Source organism: Fibrobacter sp. UBA3629, from assembly GCF_002374005.1.
Classification (GTDB): domain Bacteria; phylum Fibrobacterota; class Fibrobacteria; order Fibrobacterales; family Fibrobacteraceae; genus Fibrobacter.
This window is the reverse complement of sequence record NZ_DFLC01000001.1, coordinates 13,688-30,443: the sequence shown is the minus strand read 5'-3', so window position 1 is coordinate 30,443 and position 16,756 is coordinate 13,688. Positions and strand designations below refer to the sequence as shown.

General features: G+C 56.5%; 15 protein-coding genes and 1 pseudogene. 9 read left to right on the top strand and 7 right to left on the bottom strand.

Annotated features, from left to right (window positions below; all coding sequences use genetic code 11):
- Positions 1-43: 43 nt before the first annotated feature.
- A complete protein-coding gene (locus B2310_RS00135; protein ID WP_290727783.1) occupies positions 44-808 on the top strand; it encodes an outer membrane beta-barrel protein in 765 nt (254 codons plus the stop codon).
- Here the strand turns inward: B2310_RS00135 and B2310_RS00130 are convergent.
- The 3 genes from B2310_RS00130 to B2310_RS00120 all read right to left on the bottom strand — a co-directional run bounded on the left by B2310_RS00130 (position 805) and on the right by B2310_RS00120 (position 3,500).
- Positions 805-1,464, bottom strand: coding sequence for an epoxyqueuosine reductase QueH (locus B2310_RS00130; protein WP_290727781.1), 660 nt, complete (start codon positions 1,462-1,464; stop codon positions 805-807). The two genes, B2310_RS00135 and B2310_RS00130, sit on opposite strands and share 4 nt — an antisense overlap.
- Before the next feature lie 15 nt (positions 1,465-1,479).
- A complete protein-coding gene (locus B2310_RS00125; protein ID WP_290727779.1) occupies positions 1,480-1,872 on the bottom strand; it encodes a hypothetical protein in 393 nt (130 codons plus the stop codon).
- 227 nt (positions 1,873-2,099) lie between these two features.
- Positions 2,100-3,500 (bottom strand): hypothetical protein, encoded by a 1,401-nt coding sequence (locus tag B2310_RS00120; protein ID WP_290727777.1) that lies wholly within the window; start codon positions 3,498-3,500, stop codon positions 2,100-2,102.
- 95 nt (positions 3,501-3,595) lie between these two features.
- Between B2310_RS00120 and rsmG the strand changes: the two genes are divergently transcribed.
- Positions 3,596-4,381 carry a 16S rRNA (guanine(527)-N(7))-methyltransferase RsmG gene (rsmG, locus tag B2310_RS00115; RefSeq protein WP_173380966.1) on the top strand — a complete coding sequence of 262 codons (786 nt, stop codon included), beginning with the start codon at positions 3,596-3,598 and terminating at the stop codon, positions 4,379-4,381.
- A gap of 15 nt (positions 4,382-4,396) precedes the next feature.
- Here rsmG and B2310_RS00110 read toward each other — a convergent pair whose 3' ends face one another.
- Together B2310_RS00110 and B2310_RS00105 are read right to left on the bottom strand one after the other, a co-directional pair.
- Positions 4,397-6,592, bottom strand: coding sequence for a PorV/PorQ family protein (locus B2310_RS00110; RefSeq protein WP_290727774.1), 2,196 nt, complete (start codon positions 6,590-6,592; stop codon positions 4,397-4,399).
- Positions 6,585-7,151, bottom strand: a complete 567-nt coding sequence (locus B2310_RS00105) for a hypothetical protein (protein ID WP_173366397.1) — start codon at positions 7,149-7,151, stop codon at positions 6,585-6,587. Before B2310_RS00105 ends, B2310_RS00110 begins: the two co-directional genes overlap by 8 nt.
- 77 nt (positions 7,152-7,228) lie before the next feature.
- Here B2310_RS00105 and B2310_RS00100 point away from each other — a divergent pair, with 77 nt between their 5' ends.
- The 6 genes from B2310_RS00100 to B2310_RS00075 are packed head-to-tail and all read left to right on the top strand — an operon-like array spanning position 7,229 to position 14,497.
- Positions 7,229-8,473, top strand: coding sequence for an FKBP-type peptidyl-prolyl cis-trans isomerase (locus B2310_RS00100; RefSeq protein WP_173366396.1), 1,245 nt, complete (start codon positions 7,229-7,231; stop codon positions 8,471-8,473).
- Positions 8,473-10,005, top strand: coding sequence for a DUF1538 domain-containing protein (locus B2310_RS00095; RefSeq protein ID WP_290727770.1), 1,533 nt, complete (start codon positions 8,473-8,475; stop codon positions 10,003-10,005). The genes B2310_RS00100 and B2310_RS00095 overlap by 1 nt, the downstream gene beginning before the upstream one ends.
- An 8-nt stretch (positions 10,006-10,013) precedes the next feature.
- The gene (locus tag B2310_RS00090) at positions 10,014-10,439 is read left to right on the top strand and encodes a hypothetical protein (protein WP_173380962.1); all 426 of its coding nucleotides are present in this window, start codon (positions 10,014-10,016) and stop codon (positions 10,437-10,439) included.
- Positions 10,436-10,801 carry a P-II family nitrogen regulator gene (locus B2310_RS00085; protein WP_173366393.1) on the top strand — a complete coding sequence of 122 codons (366 nt, stop codon included), beginning with the start codon at positions 10,436-10,438 and terminating at the stop codon, positions 10,799-10,801. Before B2310_RS00090 ends, B2310_RS00085 begins: the two co-directional genes overlap by 4 nt.
- A gap of 51 nt (positions 10,802-10,852) precedes the next feature.
- On the top strand, positions 10,853-11,467 hold the full coding sequence (locus tag B2310_RS00080; RefSeq protein WP_173380961.1) for a hypothetical protein: 615 nt from the start codon (positions 10,853-10,855) through the stop codon (positions 11,465-11,467).
- Between the two features lie 15 nt (positions 11,468-11,482).
- Positions 11,483-14,497: a fused MFS/spermidine synthase gene (locus B2310_RS00075; RefSeq protein ID WP_290727768.1), complete on the top strand. Its 3,015-nt coding sequence runs from the start codon at positions 11,483-11,485 to the stop codon at positions 14,495-14,497.
- Here the strand turns inward: B2310_RS00075 and B2310_RS00070 are convergent.
- Entirely contained in the window at positions 14,494-15,321 is an 828-nt protein-coding gene (locus B2310_RS00070) for an outer membrane beta-barrel protein (protein ID WP_290727766.1), read from the bottom strand. The genes B2310_RS00075 and B2310_RS00070 overlap by 4 nt on opposite strands.
- A gap of 169 nt (positions 15,322-15,490) precedes the next feature.
- Positions 15,491-16,519: a porin family protein gene (locus B2310_RS00065; protein WP_290727764.1), complete on the bottom strand. Its 1,029-nt coding sequence runs from the start codon at positions 16,517-16,519 to the stop codon at positions 15,491-15,493.
- 113 nt (positions 16,520-16,632) lie between these two features.
- Here B2310_RS00065 and B2310_RS13380 point away from each other — a divergent pair.
- Positions 16,633-16,756, top strand: a pseudogene (locus B2310_RS13380) (leucyl-tRNA synthetase); the annotation flags it as partial.

Here is a 16,756-nt window from a genome sequence, read left to right as displayed (position 1 = left end):
GCTCTGCGCACGCTAGGCGCAAAGGAAAAAGTTAGGAGGAATTATGGTCTGGAGAAAAATTGCAGGAGGCGTGGTGGCGTTGGCCCTTTGCCTGCCTCTGCTCGTACATGCTGCCGGAAAGTCGGATGGCAAATTGTTCGGAGTTCGCCTGGGGGCGCAGATTTCGAATCTTATGACCGATGCAAATTGGGGACCGTATCCCGACATCTCGGGGCCGGGCGGGGTATTTTCGGTCGATTTCTCGCATGGGTTTACGGATAACTTTTACCTGCATACGGCGCTGGGGTTGGATTACCGCACCTTCTATGCTTATGGCGAAATCGGCATCCCTTGTGCGGCTCTCGAAGGCGAGGAATCGTGTGGCGGCTACTGGGAAGGCTACGACGTAAATTCGTTTTTTTATCTGGAAATCCCGGTAATGGCGCAGTGGCGCACGTCAGCGCTGTTCTTGGAAGCGGGACCGGTCGTCGACATTCTGCTTCGCATGAACGAGGACTACATTTTGCCCGAAAAGTATCGGAACGACAGGTGCTACGAGGACAAACGCTTCGGTGCGGGTGTCGTCGCGGGAGTCGGCCACATGTTCGATTTCGGGCTTTCGATAGATGCGCGTGTGTCGTTCCAGTTTACCGACTTGGTCGAGGGGGACAAGAAATGTCTCACGATGCATTCCGAGGAAGTTGAGATGCGCTTTGACCCAGAGACGGAAGAGACGACAACTAGGGTTCTCTGGGAATCCGACGAGTATATGGGCGGTAGCTACTACAAGCTGCTGAAATACCAGATTGGTATCGGCTACTGGTTCTAGGGTGTAGCGCCTTCGCTTTTCTTGGCTTCGCGCTCTTCGGCTTCGCGTTTTGAATAGGCGCAGCCGCAGTAGTTTTGACGGTAGAGGTTGTATTCGGCGGAAAGCTCGATGGATCGCTTGTTGCCGCCCTTGCGCTTGAAGTCGCTGGGAAGCGCCTTGACGCCGTAGATTGCGCCCTGTTCCTTCGCGACCACGTTCAGCACCTGCTCGTCCTTCTTGGGGCTGATGGTGAGTGTCGTGGTAAAATAGTCGAATCCCATCTCCTTCGCGAGCTTTGCCGTTTCGCCGAGACGCAGCTCAAAACACTTGCGGCAGCGCTTGCCGCCCTCTTTCTCGTCTTCGAGTCCGCGCGCGATTTCGTAGAATTTTTTGGGGTCGTATTCGCCCTCAATAAATTCCACCGGATACTTTGTCTTGAATTCGCTTACGAACCGCCTGATTTCGGCGACGCGGTGGGCGTATTCCTCGGAAGGGGCGATATTCGGGTTGTAGTAGAAAATCGTTATCTTGAAGAACTGTGAGAGGTACTCGATGCAGTAGGTGCTGCAGGGCCCGCAGCAGGCATGCATCAGGAGCGTGGGCACAATACCCTTGCGCTGGTTCCACCGGATGATGTAACCTAGATCGCGCTGGTAGTTGTGATATGCTTCGGGCATTCCGCAATCCTCTTGCTAGTTCCAGTTGAGCGTGCCGAACGCGGTAATCCAGAAGCAGACTGTCGCGACGATGGCGAAAAGCCCCATGACGGTCTTTTCCTTGTGGCTCGTGCTGAAAAGCACCGTCGCCGTGTAGAACGTGAGGTAGACCGCGAAGAAGAATGCGAGGATGCGCGTAATTTCGAACGGGAAAAGCATCGGGAGAACCTTGCCCGCGCTAAGCAGCACGAACATTGCGACAAGTTGCATGCAGATGGGGACGATGAACGCCTTGCGCACTTCCTTGGGCACCACCTTGTTGCGGCCGTTCATGGCGTACATGCCGAGCGGTGCGCCGAACGCGAGTGCCACGTTCAGTGCGATGGACGGCAGAAAGAAAACTGCCCCGATGATGGTCGCGATAATCATGCCGTAAAGATAAAAAAACGACCCCTTCAGGTAAAGGAGGTAACCTAAAGGGGTCAGGGAGTGTTTGGGTACTTATAAGATACCTATTTTCGGGTCCCGTGTCGATAAAAAACGTAGGTTTCTTGTTTACGGCCGTGAACATGGCAAATCCCCAAAAGTGGCTTTTTTAGGCGAAAATCGCCGAATTTCGGGGTGTACACGGTGGCTACGGGCTGGTTACGGGCGGGTTAGAACAGGATTTTTGAAGAAATTTGCGCATGCGTGGGTCGGATTTCCCCTCCGCCGGTTTTCTTGAAGGTGGCGATGAGGGTGAACTCCAGGAAGTCGCCGGACAGGCGCGTCTCGCTCCGGATTTGCGTGTTGTCGAGAGGGTGCGAGTCGGGGGCCACGAGCGAGAGTCTGAACAGGTTTTCACGCTTGCCGGGGAGGTTTTCGGAAACGGTGGCGCCGATTTCGAGGCGCGGCCGTTTCCATGTCGCGTCGGTGCGGTCGTGCTCGGTCCGGGCGCCGCCTGCGAAGGTCGCCTTGAACGTGCCGAAGTCGAATGCGGACTGTAATGTTCCTTGATAAATAGTTTGTCTGCAATCTTCCGAGGCTTCGCGGCAAGTCGCTTTCGCATCGATGCGCAGGGACGGAGGGCCGCTTTCGACGTCCAGCGAAAGCCTTCCCGAAATGCTGTCGGAGTGAAGCGGCGATAGGATGCGGACGCTCGCCGAGACCCGCGTGTCGAAAAATTCTTTGGCGCGGAACGTGAGGTTCTGCGTTGTCCAGAATCGGTTCTTGAGGATGCTTGCGCTCAGGCGAGTGGGCTGGGGAACGCTGTCACCGTGGATGTAGCCGGTGGTGCGCCAGGAGACGGACGATGAATCCCTGCCGTGTAGCTGGTATTTTATGAGCGGGGCGCCTGCTCCGAATAGCTGCCAGTATGCGACTTGCCCGAAGGGGAAGCCGGCCTGCGCCATGACGGAATACGTGTCTGCGGTTTTCCACAGCGCGGCCCCTGCCGCGAACGCCTTGCCGAGGGTGTACCCGACATGAGCCCGCGAGGTTCCGGAAGTGTCGATGAGTCCGCCGAGGTCAAATGTGCCGCGGCTCGGCGTACCGAAGGAGTAGGCGAGTGCGGTTCCCCAGAGCGTGTCGGTGGGTATGGCGCTCTTGAGTTCTCGTGTGGAAATCTGCCCGAAGTGCGCCTCTCCATGTTTGTTTTTGTAAGAGAGCAGCTCCTGCGTGCCGAGCCGCAGCGTTAGCCTGTGGAGGTTGAAGAGGAATTCCTCGCGGTGGGTATCGACGTGGCCTGCAGAATCGAACCTCATTTTTGCCGCAAGGTGCCCTCCGTATTTTTTTTGCGCCTTCGGGGTGCGCTTCCTGCTTGCGGCCTTCATCTCGCAGGGTTCGCTCGCATAGATTTCGGCGAGTGCGCATGCCTCCTGTGCGTTGCCCTCGTCGAGCAGAGAAAGCATCTCGTTCGCCTCCTCCGCCTCGATGGTCCCGTCGTCCCACCATTCGAATATTTGCGCTTCGGACAGCCCTGCGGAATGGGGCGCGGGCGGGAGAATGGCCCAAAGCATCGCGATGGCCTTTGCCAGGGTTCTGTTTGCGGTTCCGCACCGCTCTTTTTTTGCTTTCATGTTTGCCTCTACCTATAAAAACGATTTCGCGGCCAAAATGTGCCGTTTTGCCCGTTTTTTTTTAGAGGCTGCGTTTATGTTTTTAAATTTGGGCCATGGCAAGCGATTCCTGGCATAAGAATCCAAAGAAGTGGTCCGGCCGCACTCCCGCCCGTGCAGGGAGCTCCGCCGGGCGCGATTTCGTCCCGCACCTCAAGGCCCCGCGCACCGACTTTCCGCTGTTTAACGGGAAGCGCGTAAAGCCTTCGCTGGAAGGCCTCGACAAGCTGTTGCATTACTACGGCGTTGAACTCGAACCCGGGACGCTTGCGCAATTTTGGGAGTTCCATCAGCTGCTGCGTGCAAACAACGACGACCAGGATTTGACGCGCCTCAACGCGTTCGAGACGATGGTGGAGCGCCACTACGCCGACTGCACGCTCATCAACGCCTATGTTCCCGAGTGGCCCGCCCGCATGATCGATGTCGGCAGCGGAGCCGGATTCCCCGGAATCCCGCTCAAGCTCGTGAATCCGCATATCCGTCTTACGCTCTGCGAGCCGCGTCCGAACCGCATCAACTTCCTCAACATGGTCATCGAGAAGATGGGCCTCAGGGGTATCGACGTGTTCGGCCACAAGGTGACGAGCCGGAGCATGACTATCCCGGTCGACGGAGTCATCAGCCGCGCATTCGAATGGATGGAAAAGACGCTGCCTCGCCTCGCGAATTCGCTCAAGGTCGGTGGCCGCGTGTATTTTATGAAGGGTCCGGGTGTCGCCGACGAGCTGAAGGTTTTCCACCCCGAAGATTTCGGCTACAAGCTAATTGCGAAGCACTTCTACACTATCCCGAACAGCACGCAGGACCGCGCACTCGTGATTCTCGAGCGCGTGGAATAAAGCGTAAATATCTGCCTAGAACTTGAACAGCATGCCGAAGCGCATCTGTCCATCGCGCACGCCGTCGTTGTCGCCCACGTCCATGATGGTCGCGAAGTCGAACTGCAGCATGTCCGAAATCATGAGGCCGAAACCGAAGTCCATCTCGTTACGCTTACCGGTCTGGTCGTAGAGATAGCCGAGGCGGAGTGCGATGGTGTTCGAGTAGATGAATTCGGAACCGACGTTGAAGACGCCCTGCATGAGCGAGTTCTTGAACGCTTCGAATCCGTGGCCTCCGCGTTCGGGATGCCCGATGGATTTCCAGCAGCTGATGTAGAACGGTTCCGGGTTTCCCTTGTCGTCGTCGTAGACGACTTCGCGGTTGTAGTCCGCCGCGATAGTGAGCTTGTAGTCGGCAAGCGAAAGGATTTCGTACGAAAGGCCGAGGCGCCAAGTCAGGGGAATCGGGTCTTCGATGGTCTTGTCCACATAGTAGACGCTCGGACCGATATTCGCAAGGACAAGCGCGAAATTTAGTTTGTCTATGAATAAGTCTTTCTTGAGTACGCCGATGTCGAATGCATAGCCGAAGGTGGTCGCTTCTTCTTCGCCAGCGCCCGCTCCGGAACTCAGGTCGGAATAGAATAACTTGATGCTGAGGCCCAGGCCCCAGTTGTTCGGGAATCGCGTGCCATAGCTTACGCCGCCGACGATTTCGGAACTGTTGTAGGCTACGAGGTCGTCCATGTCGACATCGCCGGAAACGACTGTCGAACCGAAGCTCACGAAATTCACGAAGAACCCGAGCGTTCCCCATTCCGCAATGGGAATGGTCATGCCCCCGAAGAGGTGGTAGAGGTCGGGAATGTTGAGGACGGGCAAAAGCTTTTCGTAGAAGGCGACAAGCTGGTAGTCGGCGTCCTTGTAGAGTTCCATGCCGTTTGCTGTGCTGAACCAGACGTCTCCGCCCTGCGGCAGGACCTTCCAGACCTTGTTCGTGGAAAGGCCGTTGCCGGAATGGAAGTGGAGCCACTCGTCGTCCTTCTTGACGCTGCCTTCCTGTTCGGCGACTCCGCGTTCAAGTTCGGCCTTGCGTCCGCTTGCGGTCGCGTAGTCCGGCAGGTGGCGCCACACGCCCTTGTCGGTAGCAATCCAGATGTGTCCCTTCTGGTCGACGGAGATGTCGTTCACCACGTTCCCTTCGAATTTCACCTGTTCCCACTTGCGCAGGTTGAAGTGGCTTAGCCCCCCGTTATGCGCAGCCCATACATGGGCGGAACTGTCGACGGCGAGTGCGGTCGGGTGCAAGTCCATGATGCCGTCCTCTTCGTTGAAGAGGCTCCAGCGGTCCTTGTCGTTTACGCTCTTCTTGGGAACGAGCCTTGCGATGCCCGCTCCGTCGACTGCGACGAAAAGTTCCTTGCGGCTTTCCGACCACACGAGGTCGTTGATCTTTTGGCTCGGGAGCACCTTGCCCTTCTGTTCGAACTGGCCGTTACGGTAGAGGAAAAGTCCGTTGTCGGTGCCAATCCAGAGCGAGGCTCCCTGGTTTTCGAGCGCAGTGATGCGGTGGGAACCGAGTTCGCTCTCGTAGCTCTTCCAGGCCTTGCCGTCGAAGCGGTAGAGCGCCTTCGGGGTGCCCACCCAGAGCTTTTCGGTGCGGCTCTCGTAGAGGATGGCAGTAATCGTATCCTTCACGACGAGGTCCCAGGGAATCTTTACTTCCACGACGTGCGATTCGTCGTCGGCGTTCTTGATGTCGTTGAATTTCTTGACCTGGCGGGTGTATTCGTCGAGTCCGCGTTCGGTGCCCGCGAATACGCGCACGGCGTCTTTCACCTTCGCGTTGCCCTGGAGCGTGACGGTGTGGTAGTTGATCCACTGTTCGCCGTCGAACTTGAGAATCCCGTTCACGGTACCGGCCCAGAGTTCGCTCTTGGAGAAGAACCCGTTCTTGGAACGGCTGGCCATGTTGGTGAAGTGCGGGGTCGTCTTGGCATCTGCCGGATACGAGACCTTCCATTCGTCGGAAAGGGGGCCGAACGCAAGTCCTGCGGGGTTGTAGTACATGGCCGACGCGTCGTCGGCGAGGGCTGCTCCCACTTCGCCCATGCCCAGCTGGCGTGCGCCGACGGGCATTTCGAGCGTGATGATGGCAGAACCGGCCGCAAGGGCTATTGCGGGCGCTACGAAAAAGGCGAATAGTGCGGGTCTTAGGGAATTAAACAAGTTGCCTCCAGTCCGGGACATCGTAGGTGCTTCCGTGGGTGGGGACCACCGCCTTCCATCCGGACTTGCTGGGGTTTTCCCAGGGCTGCTTGGGCAGGAGCCTGCAGTCGCATCCGAGGACGTAGGGGGGTAGGATTTCTGCGTGGTTGCGGATTTGTTCGCGGGTGATGAAATTCTCTTCGTGGACGAATTTTACGTATTCCTTGCCCTTGGGGCCAAGTTCGATTCGGTAGGTGACGGTGCCGTTCTGGTCGCCTTCGTCGATAGTCTTGATAGTTTCCTCGATGCTCGCCTTCCATTGTTCCAGATACTGCTCTCGCTGTTCCGGGGTGAGCTGTTCCTGCGTTTCGAGCCAGGCACGGATGGAATTGTCCGAGGGCTTCACGGCGGTAATCGATTCGCGGGCGGGACGGACTACGACGGCGTACTTGCCGGAAACGTCGATGACCGGCTTCACTTCTTCCTTTTCGTCGGAGCTGTGGATGACCACGTAGGCGCCGATTCCTGCCAGGATGATGGACAGGATAATGATAACGATGACGATGATGACTGATAGCATAATCTTCCCGTTCTATATTGCAATTTCTCTTTTTTCAAAAAACTAGCATTTTTCTATCTTGTGGGGTAGGAGATTTTATGTCAAAATTGAAGATTTTTCTGATTCTTGGCTTGGCGTGCATGGCTTGGGCGGTTCCGTACAATGTGGAAGTGGTCAAAACCGGCGATGGCGACGAGATTCGTGCGGGCCAACTGATCAAGGTGCACTACAAGGGTTTTCTCTATGCAGACGTGGCGGCAGATACGGTCAAGCTGGATTCTGCGGTAAAGGCGGCGCCGAAGGACACGTCCGTTGCGGATTCCGCTTCGGAAGAGCCGACCGCGACGGGCCCTGTTCCGTTTGCCGATACATACGCTAGCGGCGAACCTCTCGAATTCACGATTGGCGTGGGCCAGGTGATTTCTGGGTGGGACAAGGGCCTCCTCGGCATGAAGGTGGGCGAAGTCCGCAAGCTTACGGTTCCTTACACCATGGCGTATGGCGAAAATTCCCTCGAAGGAATTCCTCCCTATTCCGACCTCTACTTCGAAGTGGAACTGGTGGCTGCCGAAAAGCCCATGGAACCCGACGTGTTCCCTGCCGACGTGAACAAGATGAAGTGGCAGGACAAGGACAAGGGCCTCAAGATTTTTGAGGAGAAGGCCGGAACGGGCAAGCCTGCGATGGCCGGCTCGAACCTGAAGGTGCATTACACGGGCTGGCTCCTGAGTGGCCGCAAGTTCGGAAGTTCCAAGGATCTCGGCAAGCCTTTCGAGGTGGTGCTTGGCGCGGGCAAGATGATCAAGGGCTGGGAAATAGGCCTTGACGGCATGCGCGAAGGCGGCGTGCGCTGGCTGCGCGTGAGTCCGTCCATGGGCTATGGAGCCACCGCGTTTACGATGATTCCGCCGAACTCCACGCTCGTGTTCCGTGTCGAACTTGTTGAATCGATGGTCGATCCCGAGATTGCCGCCAAGATGGATTTCTTCCCCGATACGACGACGCTCTCTTTCGAGAACGGCTCCGAGGGTCTCCGCTATGCGGTCATCCAGCAGGGCGAAGGCGAACCTGCCAAGGCCGGTGCGAACGTGAAGGTGCATTACACGGGCTGGCTCACGAACGGATACAAGTTCGATAGCTCCCGCGACCGCGAACAGCCTTTCTCCTTCCCGCTTGGCGGCGGACGCGTTATCCGCGGATGGGACCTTGGCGTGGCGGGCATGCTCCCGGGTGAAAAGCGAATCCTCATGATTCCGCCCGGACTCGGTTACGGAAGCCGTGGCGCAGGTCCGATTCCAGGCGGCGCGACCCTCATTTTCGCGGTGGAGTACCTGGGCGAGTAATGTTCAAAATTCTGTTTGAAAAGCTGAAGGAAGCGTTCGCGTCCGTATTGCCTGTGACGCTGATTGTCCTTGTGCTTTCGTTCACGCCGCTCGTTGATTTTTCGCTCAAGGAGCTTGTCGTCTTTTGTGTGAGCGCTGTGTTCCTGGTAGTGGGAATCGGCCTTTTCAACCTGGGCGCCGACCTCGCCATGACGCCGATGGGCGAACAAGTGGGTTCGGGCCTTACCAAGTCGCGCAAGCTTTTGCTGCTCCTTTCGGTCTGCTTCGTGATGGGAGTGCTGATTACGGTTGCGGAACCTGACCTCTCCGTGCTTGCCGAGCAGGTGAAGAACGCCGTGGAACCTGTGCTCTTGATCGTGACGGTCGGCGTGGGTGTTGGGCTCTTCCTGCTCCTTGCCATCGTGAAGATTGTGTGGCGCAAGGACCTTTCTTCTATCATCATCTTTTTCTATATGGTGCTGTTCATGCTCGGAATGCTGATGCTTACCTTCGGCAAGGAGCAGTTCGTGCCGCTCGCCTTCGATTCCGGCGGCGTGACGACCGGCCCCATCACGGTGCCGTTCATCATGGCGCTCGGCGTGGGCGTCGCCGGCGCCATCGGCGGCAAGAATGCGAACGAGAACAGCTTCGGCCTAATCGCCCTCTGCTCCATCGGCCCCATCATCGCACTCATGGGCCTTGTGCTTTTTTCGAAGGGCGACCTCACGTACCAGCTCTCTCCGGCAAGCTATTCCATCGATGCGAACCTCGGCGAAAACTTTGTCCCGGCGCTTGCGGCAGTCGCCAAGGAAGTTCTCGTGGCGCTTGGACTCATTGTCGGATTCTTCATGGTACTGCAGTCCGTGGCGCTTAGGCTTTCGAAATCAAAACTCATGCAAATCGCTTTCGGCATCGGTTACACGTTTGTCGGTCTCGTCGTCTTCCTTACGGCGGTGACGGTCGGGTTCATGCCCATCGGTTTTGAACTCGGAATGGAGCTTGCGAAGTTGCCTCGTGCGCTGGTCGCATCCGGATTTGTAATCGGCATGGTGGTCGTGCTTGCGGAACCCGCTGTCCACGTGCTCAACAAGCAGGTCGAGGATATTACCGGTGGCCTCGTGAGCAAGCGTTCCATGCTCGTCGCGCTTTCGGTAGGTGTCGGACTTTCCATCGGGCTTTCGATGATCCGCATCATTGTAGGCTTCCCGATAATCTACTACCTCATTCCCGGTTACTTTATCTCGCTTGCGCTCTCGTTCTTTGTGCCCAAGCTCTACACGGCAATCGCCTTTGACTCGGGCGGCGTCGCGAGCGGTCCGCTTACGTCGAGCTTTATCCTTCCGCTTTCTATCGGCGCGTGCTCCGTGATTCACGATGGCGGACAGTCCGTGTTGAGCTATGCGTTCGGCATTGTGGCCATGGTCGCGATGACCCCGCTCATCACAATCCAGGTGCTTGGTTTCAAGGCTATCGCGACAAACAAGCTGAAGAACCGCATGATGATGCGCCGCATCCAGGACGCCGACGACGAGCAGATTATAGATTTTGTGTAGGTTGGAATATGGCTGAATCCAAGAGAACAGGAATCGCGAGAAGGTTTTACGGGAAGGCGGATGGACGTTCGCGTGTATCCATGAATCGTCTCAAGATTCTCGTTACCATCGTGAACCGTGCGAAGGCGGACTTCTACATGGACCATATCCAGTCCTTCGGGGTGAACATGCAGATGGTCGTGTTCGGCCATGGTACCGCCCCGCGCGAAATTGCGACGGCGATGGGTCTCGCGGATTCCGAACGCGCGGTCATTTTCAGCGTTATCGGCGAAAACCACCTGCGCGCGGCCCTCGACAGCCTCGCCGAAAAATTCAACACGATTGCGGGGGGCAAGGGGATTGCCTACACCATCCCGATGTCGAGCATCATCGGCAAGTCCATCTTCAACTTCTTGAGCGACAACCGCGATGCGGTACGGAGGAACGAAAAATGAGCGGATTCAACCACGAAGTTATCCTGTGCATTGTGAATAACGGTTTCTCGGAGACCGTGATGGAAGCGGCGAAGGATGCCGGCGCGCGCGGAGGCACTATCCTGAATGCGCGCGGTACGGCGAACAAGGAGGCGGAATCGTTCTTCCACATCGCCATCCAGCCCGAAAAGGAAATCGTGATGATTCTCGTGGATGCAAAAATCAAGGATGCCGTGCTCCACGCCCTCTACCAGAAGGCGGGCCTCGACACGATGGGGCAGGGAATTGCTTTTTCGATACCCGTGGAAAATGTCGTCGGTCTAACGCCGTGGAAAACGGAACCGAAGGAAGGCGACAAGGCCGCGGAAAAGAAAGCGGATTAGTTATTATTTGTCCGTAGAAGTTTTTTATGCCGGATTGGCGAGGAGTACATTATGAAGTTGTATAAAAAGTTTGTCTTGGGCCTGCTTGCCTTTGCGTCCCTCATGATGCTCGGCTGTGCGAATCCGAATGCGGTTTCCATCCGCAAGCATTTCTGGCTGGGAGATTACTACGTGAAATCGCCGGTGCCCGAAGCCGTGGAAATCGACATCCCGTTCAACTTCGGCTATTATCAGGAGTGGGGCTATCGCTTCGAGGCCTTTTCCATGGAACAGAGGGTGTTCAAGGTGTCCCTGCAACAGCACGGCGTCACGCTGAACTACCGCGGCATGCCTGCATCTTTCTTGGACAAGGATTCCACGTTCAACCCGCCCCCGATGGCGAATGCGGAAGCCTTCGTGAAATACTTCCTGCAATGGGACAGCGACTATTCGTTCAACACGTTCGATCCGCTGAAGGGCGGGAAGGTCGTTTCCGCTCGCTATGACACCGAAAAACAATTTGGCGTTATCAACATGGTTGGAGTGAAAGGCTACAGGGAGAGCGTGGGAGCCATGCTCACGGCGAACAACAACCTGTTTGTAGTCATGGCTAGTTCGTTTGCTGGCGCCGACCTCGAAACTTACGTCGTGCGTGCGATGAAGTCAATTTCGTTTGAGAAAAACTGATTCTAGGGGGAGCCCATGAACGTTCTCATCTATTTCCTGTTTGCCCTTTCCGGGTTCGCTGGCCTCATATACGAAGGTTCATGGGCGCGGTACCTCAAACTCTTTCTCGGGCATTCCAGCTACGGCCAGGTGCTCACGCTCTGCATCTACATGGGCGGGCTTGCCATAGGCAGCTTTGTCGCGGGCAAGATGGTCGAGAAGGTGAGGCGCCCGCTGCTCGGGTATGCCGCGGTGGAACTTGCCATCGGGATTGGCGGTGTGGCCTACCACCCGCTGTACAATGCGCTTACGGGATTCTTCTTCGATAGCGAGTGGGTTGCGGGTCTCGGGTTCACGGGTGCGGAAATAGCAAAGATTGTGCTTGCCACGGGTTCGACCCTCCCGATTGCGATTGCGGTGGGCATGACCTTCCCGTTCATTGCTGCGGGTCTCATGCGCAAGAGCGGCGCGGAAGTCTCGCTCCCGATGCTCTACTTCACGAATAGTTTCGGTTCCGCTATTGGCATCCTTTTTACGAGCTACATGCTCATTCCGGTTCTCGGGAACCATGTTACCTTGTGTGTAGCCGCTTCGATAAACTTCTTGCTCGCGATGATCTTCGGCTTTATCGGGTTTACCACGTCGCCGAACCACGAGGATGACGAGGATGAACTTCCAGGCGATGCCGCCGAGGGGGTAAGTGTTGCCCGCGAGCCCCTGAACGAGGACTACGCGGCAGAACACAAGCTTGCGATGCCCCCGAAGTCTACCTGGTTCTGGATTGCGGGTATCACCGGCCTCACATCGTTTGTCTATGAAATCGTGTGGATTCGCCTGCTGAGCCTCCTGATGGGGTCGTCGAGCCACAGCTTCGACCAGATGCTTTCGGCGTTCATTCTCGGGCTTGCCATAGGCAGTGCCGTCTCGGGCAAGCTCCTGAAGAAGGATTCCCTCGTCGTGCTCTCGATGGCGCAAATCCTGATGGCGTTCTTCGCGCTCTGCACGCTCTACTTCCACAAGCCGTTCTGGGAGATGATGAACGAGGCGAACCAGATATTCAACCCCACGAACGACGGTTACGTTTGCTGGAGCCTCTTCAAGTATGCGCTCTCCGTGCTGTGGATGGTTCCCACGAGCTTCTTTGCGGGCATGACGCTCCCGCTCATTACGATTATCCTCACGCGCGCCTTCAAGAGCGAAGCCCCCATCGGGAAGGTCTACGGCTGGAATACGGTCGGCTCGATTCTCGGTTCTGCGGGTGGCGGCCTCCTGCTGCTTCCGCTGCTGCAACTCAAGGGCGCCCTCGTGCTCGCCGCGGTTCTCGACTTCGCGATAGGCTTCGCGTTGCTTGTCGTTTATCGCAAGCGCTTCCGCTACAGCGTCGCGTTCTACGTGATTTGCGCCTTCATGGTGTTGCCCTCCATCTTCGTGAACTTTGACCCGCACCTGATTACCTCGGGCGCGTTCCGAGCCTACAAGAATCTCCATCCGGACGAGAAGATTATCGTACGCGACGGCAAAACGGCGACCATCAGTTTCCATGAATCCAACGTGCACTACTACATCAAGACGAACGGCAAGGCGGATGCGAGTCTCGGCAAGGACCGTTCGCGCCCCATCGAGGGTGACGAACTCACGCAGGCCGCGACCGCCTTCATGCCCATGGCGGTGAAGGATAAGCCCTACGATGCCGCGATGGTCGGCTTCGGAAGCGGCATGGGCGCACACTACCTGCTTGCCGACCCGCTCCTGAAGGATTTCGACTGCGTGGAAATCGAGCAGGAGATGATGGACCTCGCGAAGGGATTCTACCCGTGGAACTCCCGCGGTTATGATGACCCGCGCATCCATATCTACATCGACGATGCGCAGACGTTCTTCCTCACGAACCGCCGCAAGTATGACCTCATGATCAGCGTGCCCTCCAACCCGTGGGTCTCCGGCGTGGCAAGCCTCTTCAGTCACGAGTTCTACACCAAGATGCGCCGTTACATCAAGCCGGGTGGCCTGTGGGTGCAGTGGATACAGACCTACGAGTTCAACGACCAGCTGTTCCTGAACATCTTGAAGGCGCTCGATGTCGCGTTTCCGTACGTGAGCCTGTACAAGGCGCCGGAGGAACCCGATATCATCATTATCGCAAGCGACGAGCCCGTTTACCAGAAGGCGATTTCGCGCTTCAGCACCGACTCCACGCTCGTGAAGGAATTCGAGCGCATCCACCGCGACCCGGAATTCTTCGGCGAACAGAACTTCCTGTTCACTTCCAAGATGGTGCAGTCGCTCATGGACGGTGTGGCCCCGAACAGCATATTCACCCCGATGGTCGACAACAAGGCGGAGGAAGCCCGCTTCGTACATTCGCAGGCGCATATCGTGCAGGTATTCGATAGCTGCGAAGTGTGCTGGCCCGAATACCTCGATTCCGCGGAGAACGCGCTGCGCCGCCCCGCCCGCGTGAAGCAGATGATGCAGAATGCGGTTGACCCTTACAAGCAGCTCGCGCTGAACGCCTACCTCGACGACGTGCAGGCGAAGCTCGATTCCGCGAGGGGATTTACGCACAGCGAGCCCGATTCCGTTTCGACGCTCTCGGCCATGCCTGCACTGCCGGCCGCTGCGGAATCTTCACCCCTGTGGGTCAAGTTCCGTGTCGACTATATCGAGTGGATCCGCGGGGTCCCGCTGGAAGCCCGCGATACGAACGAGGTCTACGTGAAGGTCCGCACGCTCGTGAACGAGGGTGCCTTCCCGTCATCGTTTGTCGACGAGTTCAACATCATGGAATGCGCCCGCACCAAGGATTACCAGACTGCGGCCCGCCTCGTTGCGGACTTCTACGAGAAGTACGAGATGAAGGCGATGGACGAGTTCTTCCTGCGCAATGCGCTGCTCATCGCGATGCTTGCGGGAGAGTCTGAACTTGCGAACGCCATCTACGTCGATGCCATCAAGGATCACGAAAGCTTCTTCCCGGTGGAAAAGTTCCTGATCGAACGTGAAATCGTGAAGCTGCGCCGTGCGGCGCTGAAACGGCAGGTCAGCCGCTAGAACATGAAGCTTGCGCCCGCGGTCACGTAGAACGTGAGGAAGTTTGAGTTTTCGAACGTGCGCTCGGCGTTGATGGTTGCGTTGAGAAGGTTCGTGAATCCTTGCGTCACGCGGAGGTTGAGGTGGACCCAGCGCGTAAGCATGTATCCGAAATCTGCGGTCCCGCCAATTTCAAAGCTGTTGGTCTTGATGGTGTTGTCGCGCCTGGTGTCATCGCCCGAATCCATGTTCTGGTTGAATTCGGAAGAGGAGGTGAGCGCAAGGCCGAGGTTCAGGCCGAGGCCGACGAAAATGTTGTAGTCGACAAAGGTGTAGCGCACGATGAGCGGGATTTCGAAGAGCATGATGTCGAGGCTTGCATCGTTGTCGCCGAAATCGGTGTCGATGGCGTATTTGTAATGCCGGTAGTTGAAGACCAGTTCGGGCACCATGCTCAGGTTCTTGACGCCGAGCGGCATCTGGACCATGAGGCCTGCTGCACCCTGGTAGCCGATTGTCCAGCCTTCGGTCTCGCCGCCGAAGAACGTGTTGATGCCGGCGCTTCCGCGGACACCCAGCAAGATGGCGCGCGCGAAGCCTTCGGTGCGCTGGCGGTTGATTTCGGCCTTGGAAGTCTTCTCCTTGCGGTATTGCGCATATTCGGCGGCGTAATCTTCGTCGCCCGCGAATTCGCTTGCAGTGGAACCGTCGTAGGTCTCGTTTCCGGAACCGCTGTTGGATGTAGATTCGGAGGAGTCGTCGAATTCGTCGAAATCGACTGCAAATGCAGATGCCGAAGAGAGCAGCAGGGCGGAAACTAGGAAGGGGAGGACTTTCGATTGCATGCTAGAATAATAATAAATACGAAGTTGAACCTAGGTTAACCTGATAAATCTTTCGTGTAAAATAAAATTGTTTTCGCGAAAAAGACTCTGGCAAACTTTTTTTTACTAGGAAAGGCCCGTAGAAACCATGAAAATGGCTCCTTTTTGGGGCTTTTTGTTTCAAGTTTTGCTAGAGGAGGAAGGAGACGCCGACGGTCACGTGCAGGCCGTAAAGCGTGGTCTTCAGCATGCTCGTTTCGGCGATGACGTCTTCGTTCAGGAGGTTCGTGAAGTTCTGCAGGAACCTCACGTCGACGGCGACGTTTCTTGCGATGAAGTAGCCCAGGTCCACGATACCGCCAAGTTCGAGAAGGGCGGCGGGAAGCGTGTTGTCGTGGGGATCCTCTTCCTCGATGCCCTTCTTGGTATCGATTGTTTGCTTGAACGTGGAGACGTCGGTGAGCTTGAGCCCGAGGTCGAAGCCGAGCCCCACGAAGAAGTTGCCCTCGTTGATGGCGTAGCGCAGGATGACGGGTATTTCGAAGAGTGCGATGCTGATGGTGGCTTCGTCGCTTTCGCTGTAGTCGTCGTAGACGAATTCGGCTTCGTAGTTGTAGCGGCGGTAGCTGAAATCCAGTTCTACGACGGAGGATAGACCGCCGTTGCCGATGTTCATCTGCGCAATCAGGCCGCCGGTCACTTCGATACCCAGGTTCCAGTCTTCGGCGTTGTGACCGAAGGACTTGTTGATGCCCGCTCCAAGGCGGAATCCCAGTTCGATAGCCTTGGTGAAGCCTTCGCGGCTTGCGCGGGAGATGTCGGAATTCTCGTTGATGTAGCGGTCGTAGGTGTCGTCGTCCTCGTCGTCATCGTCGCTTGTGGTGGTGTTGTCCTTGCATTCGGGAAGCAGGGAATCGGCGGGGGTGCAGTCTTCTTCCTCGTCGTCATTTTGGGCGACGGCCTTTGGCTGCTGAGGCTCGGGTTCTGTGCTTGGTTCTGCGTTGGCGTCTGTAACGGGTGCTTCGCTGACCGCTTCTCCGCATCCGTCTCCTATGCAGGAAGGCGCCTGTTCGTCATTCCCGTCGTTCATTTCGGTGCTGCCACCATTCTGCGAGGCAATCCACGCGGAATCGACCTCGGCTTCATATTCCTGAGCGGCGGCAAAGGAACAGAAAAATCCCAGAAAAACGATGACGATGGATGCCCTGAACAACTTCATGGCCCCAAATTTAAAAAAATAGGTGCCGGTATGAAAGGGCTTCCTGAAAATTCTCTGTTGTAAAAGATTGTTTTTTTCTAGATTTCCCGCTGAAAAAATTAAGGACATAAATCATGGCTAAGTACAATCCGCAAGAGATCGAAACCAAGTGGCAAGCCTACTGGGAAGAACATCAAACTTTCAAGACGGGCACCGATAAGTCCAAGCCCAAATATTACTGCCTGGACATGTTCCCGT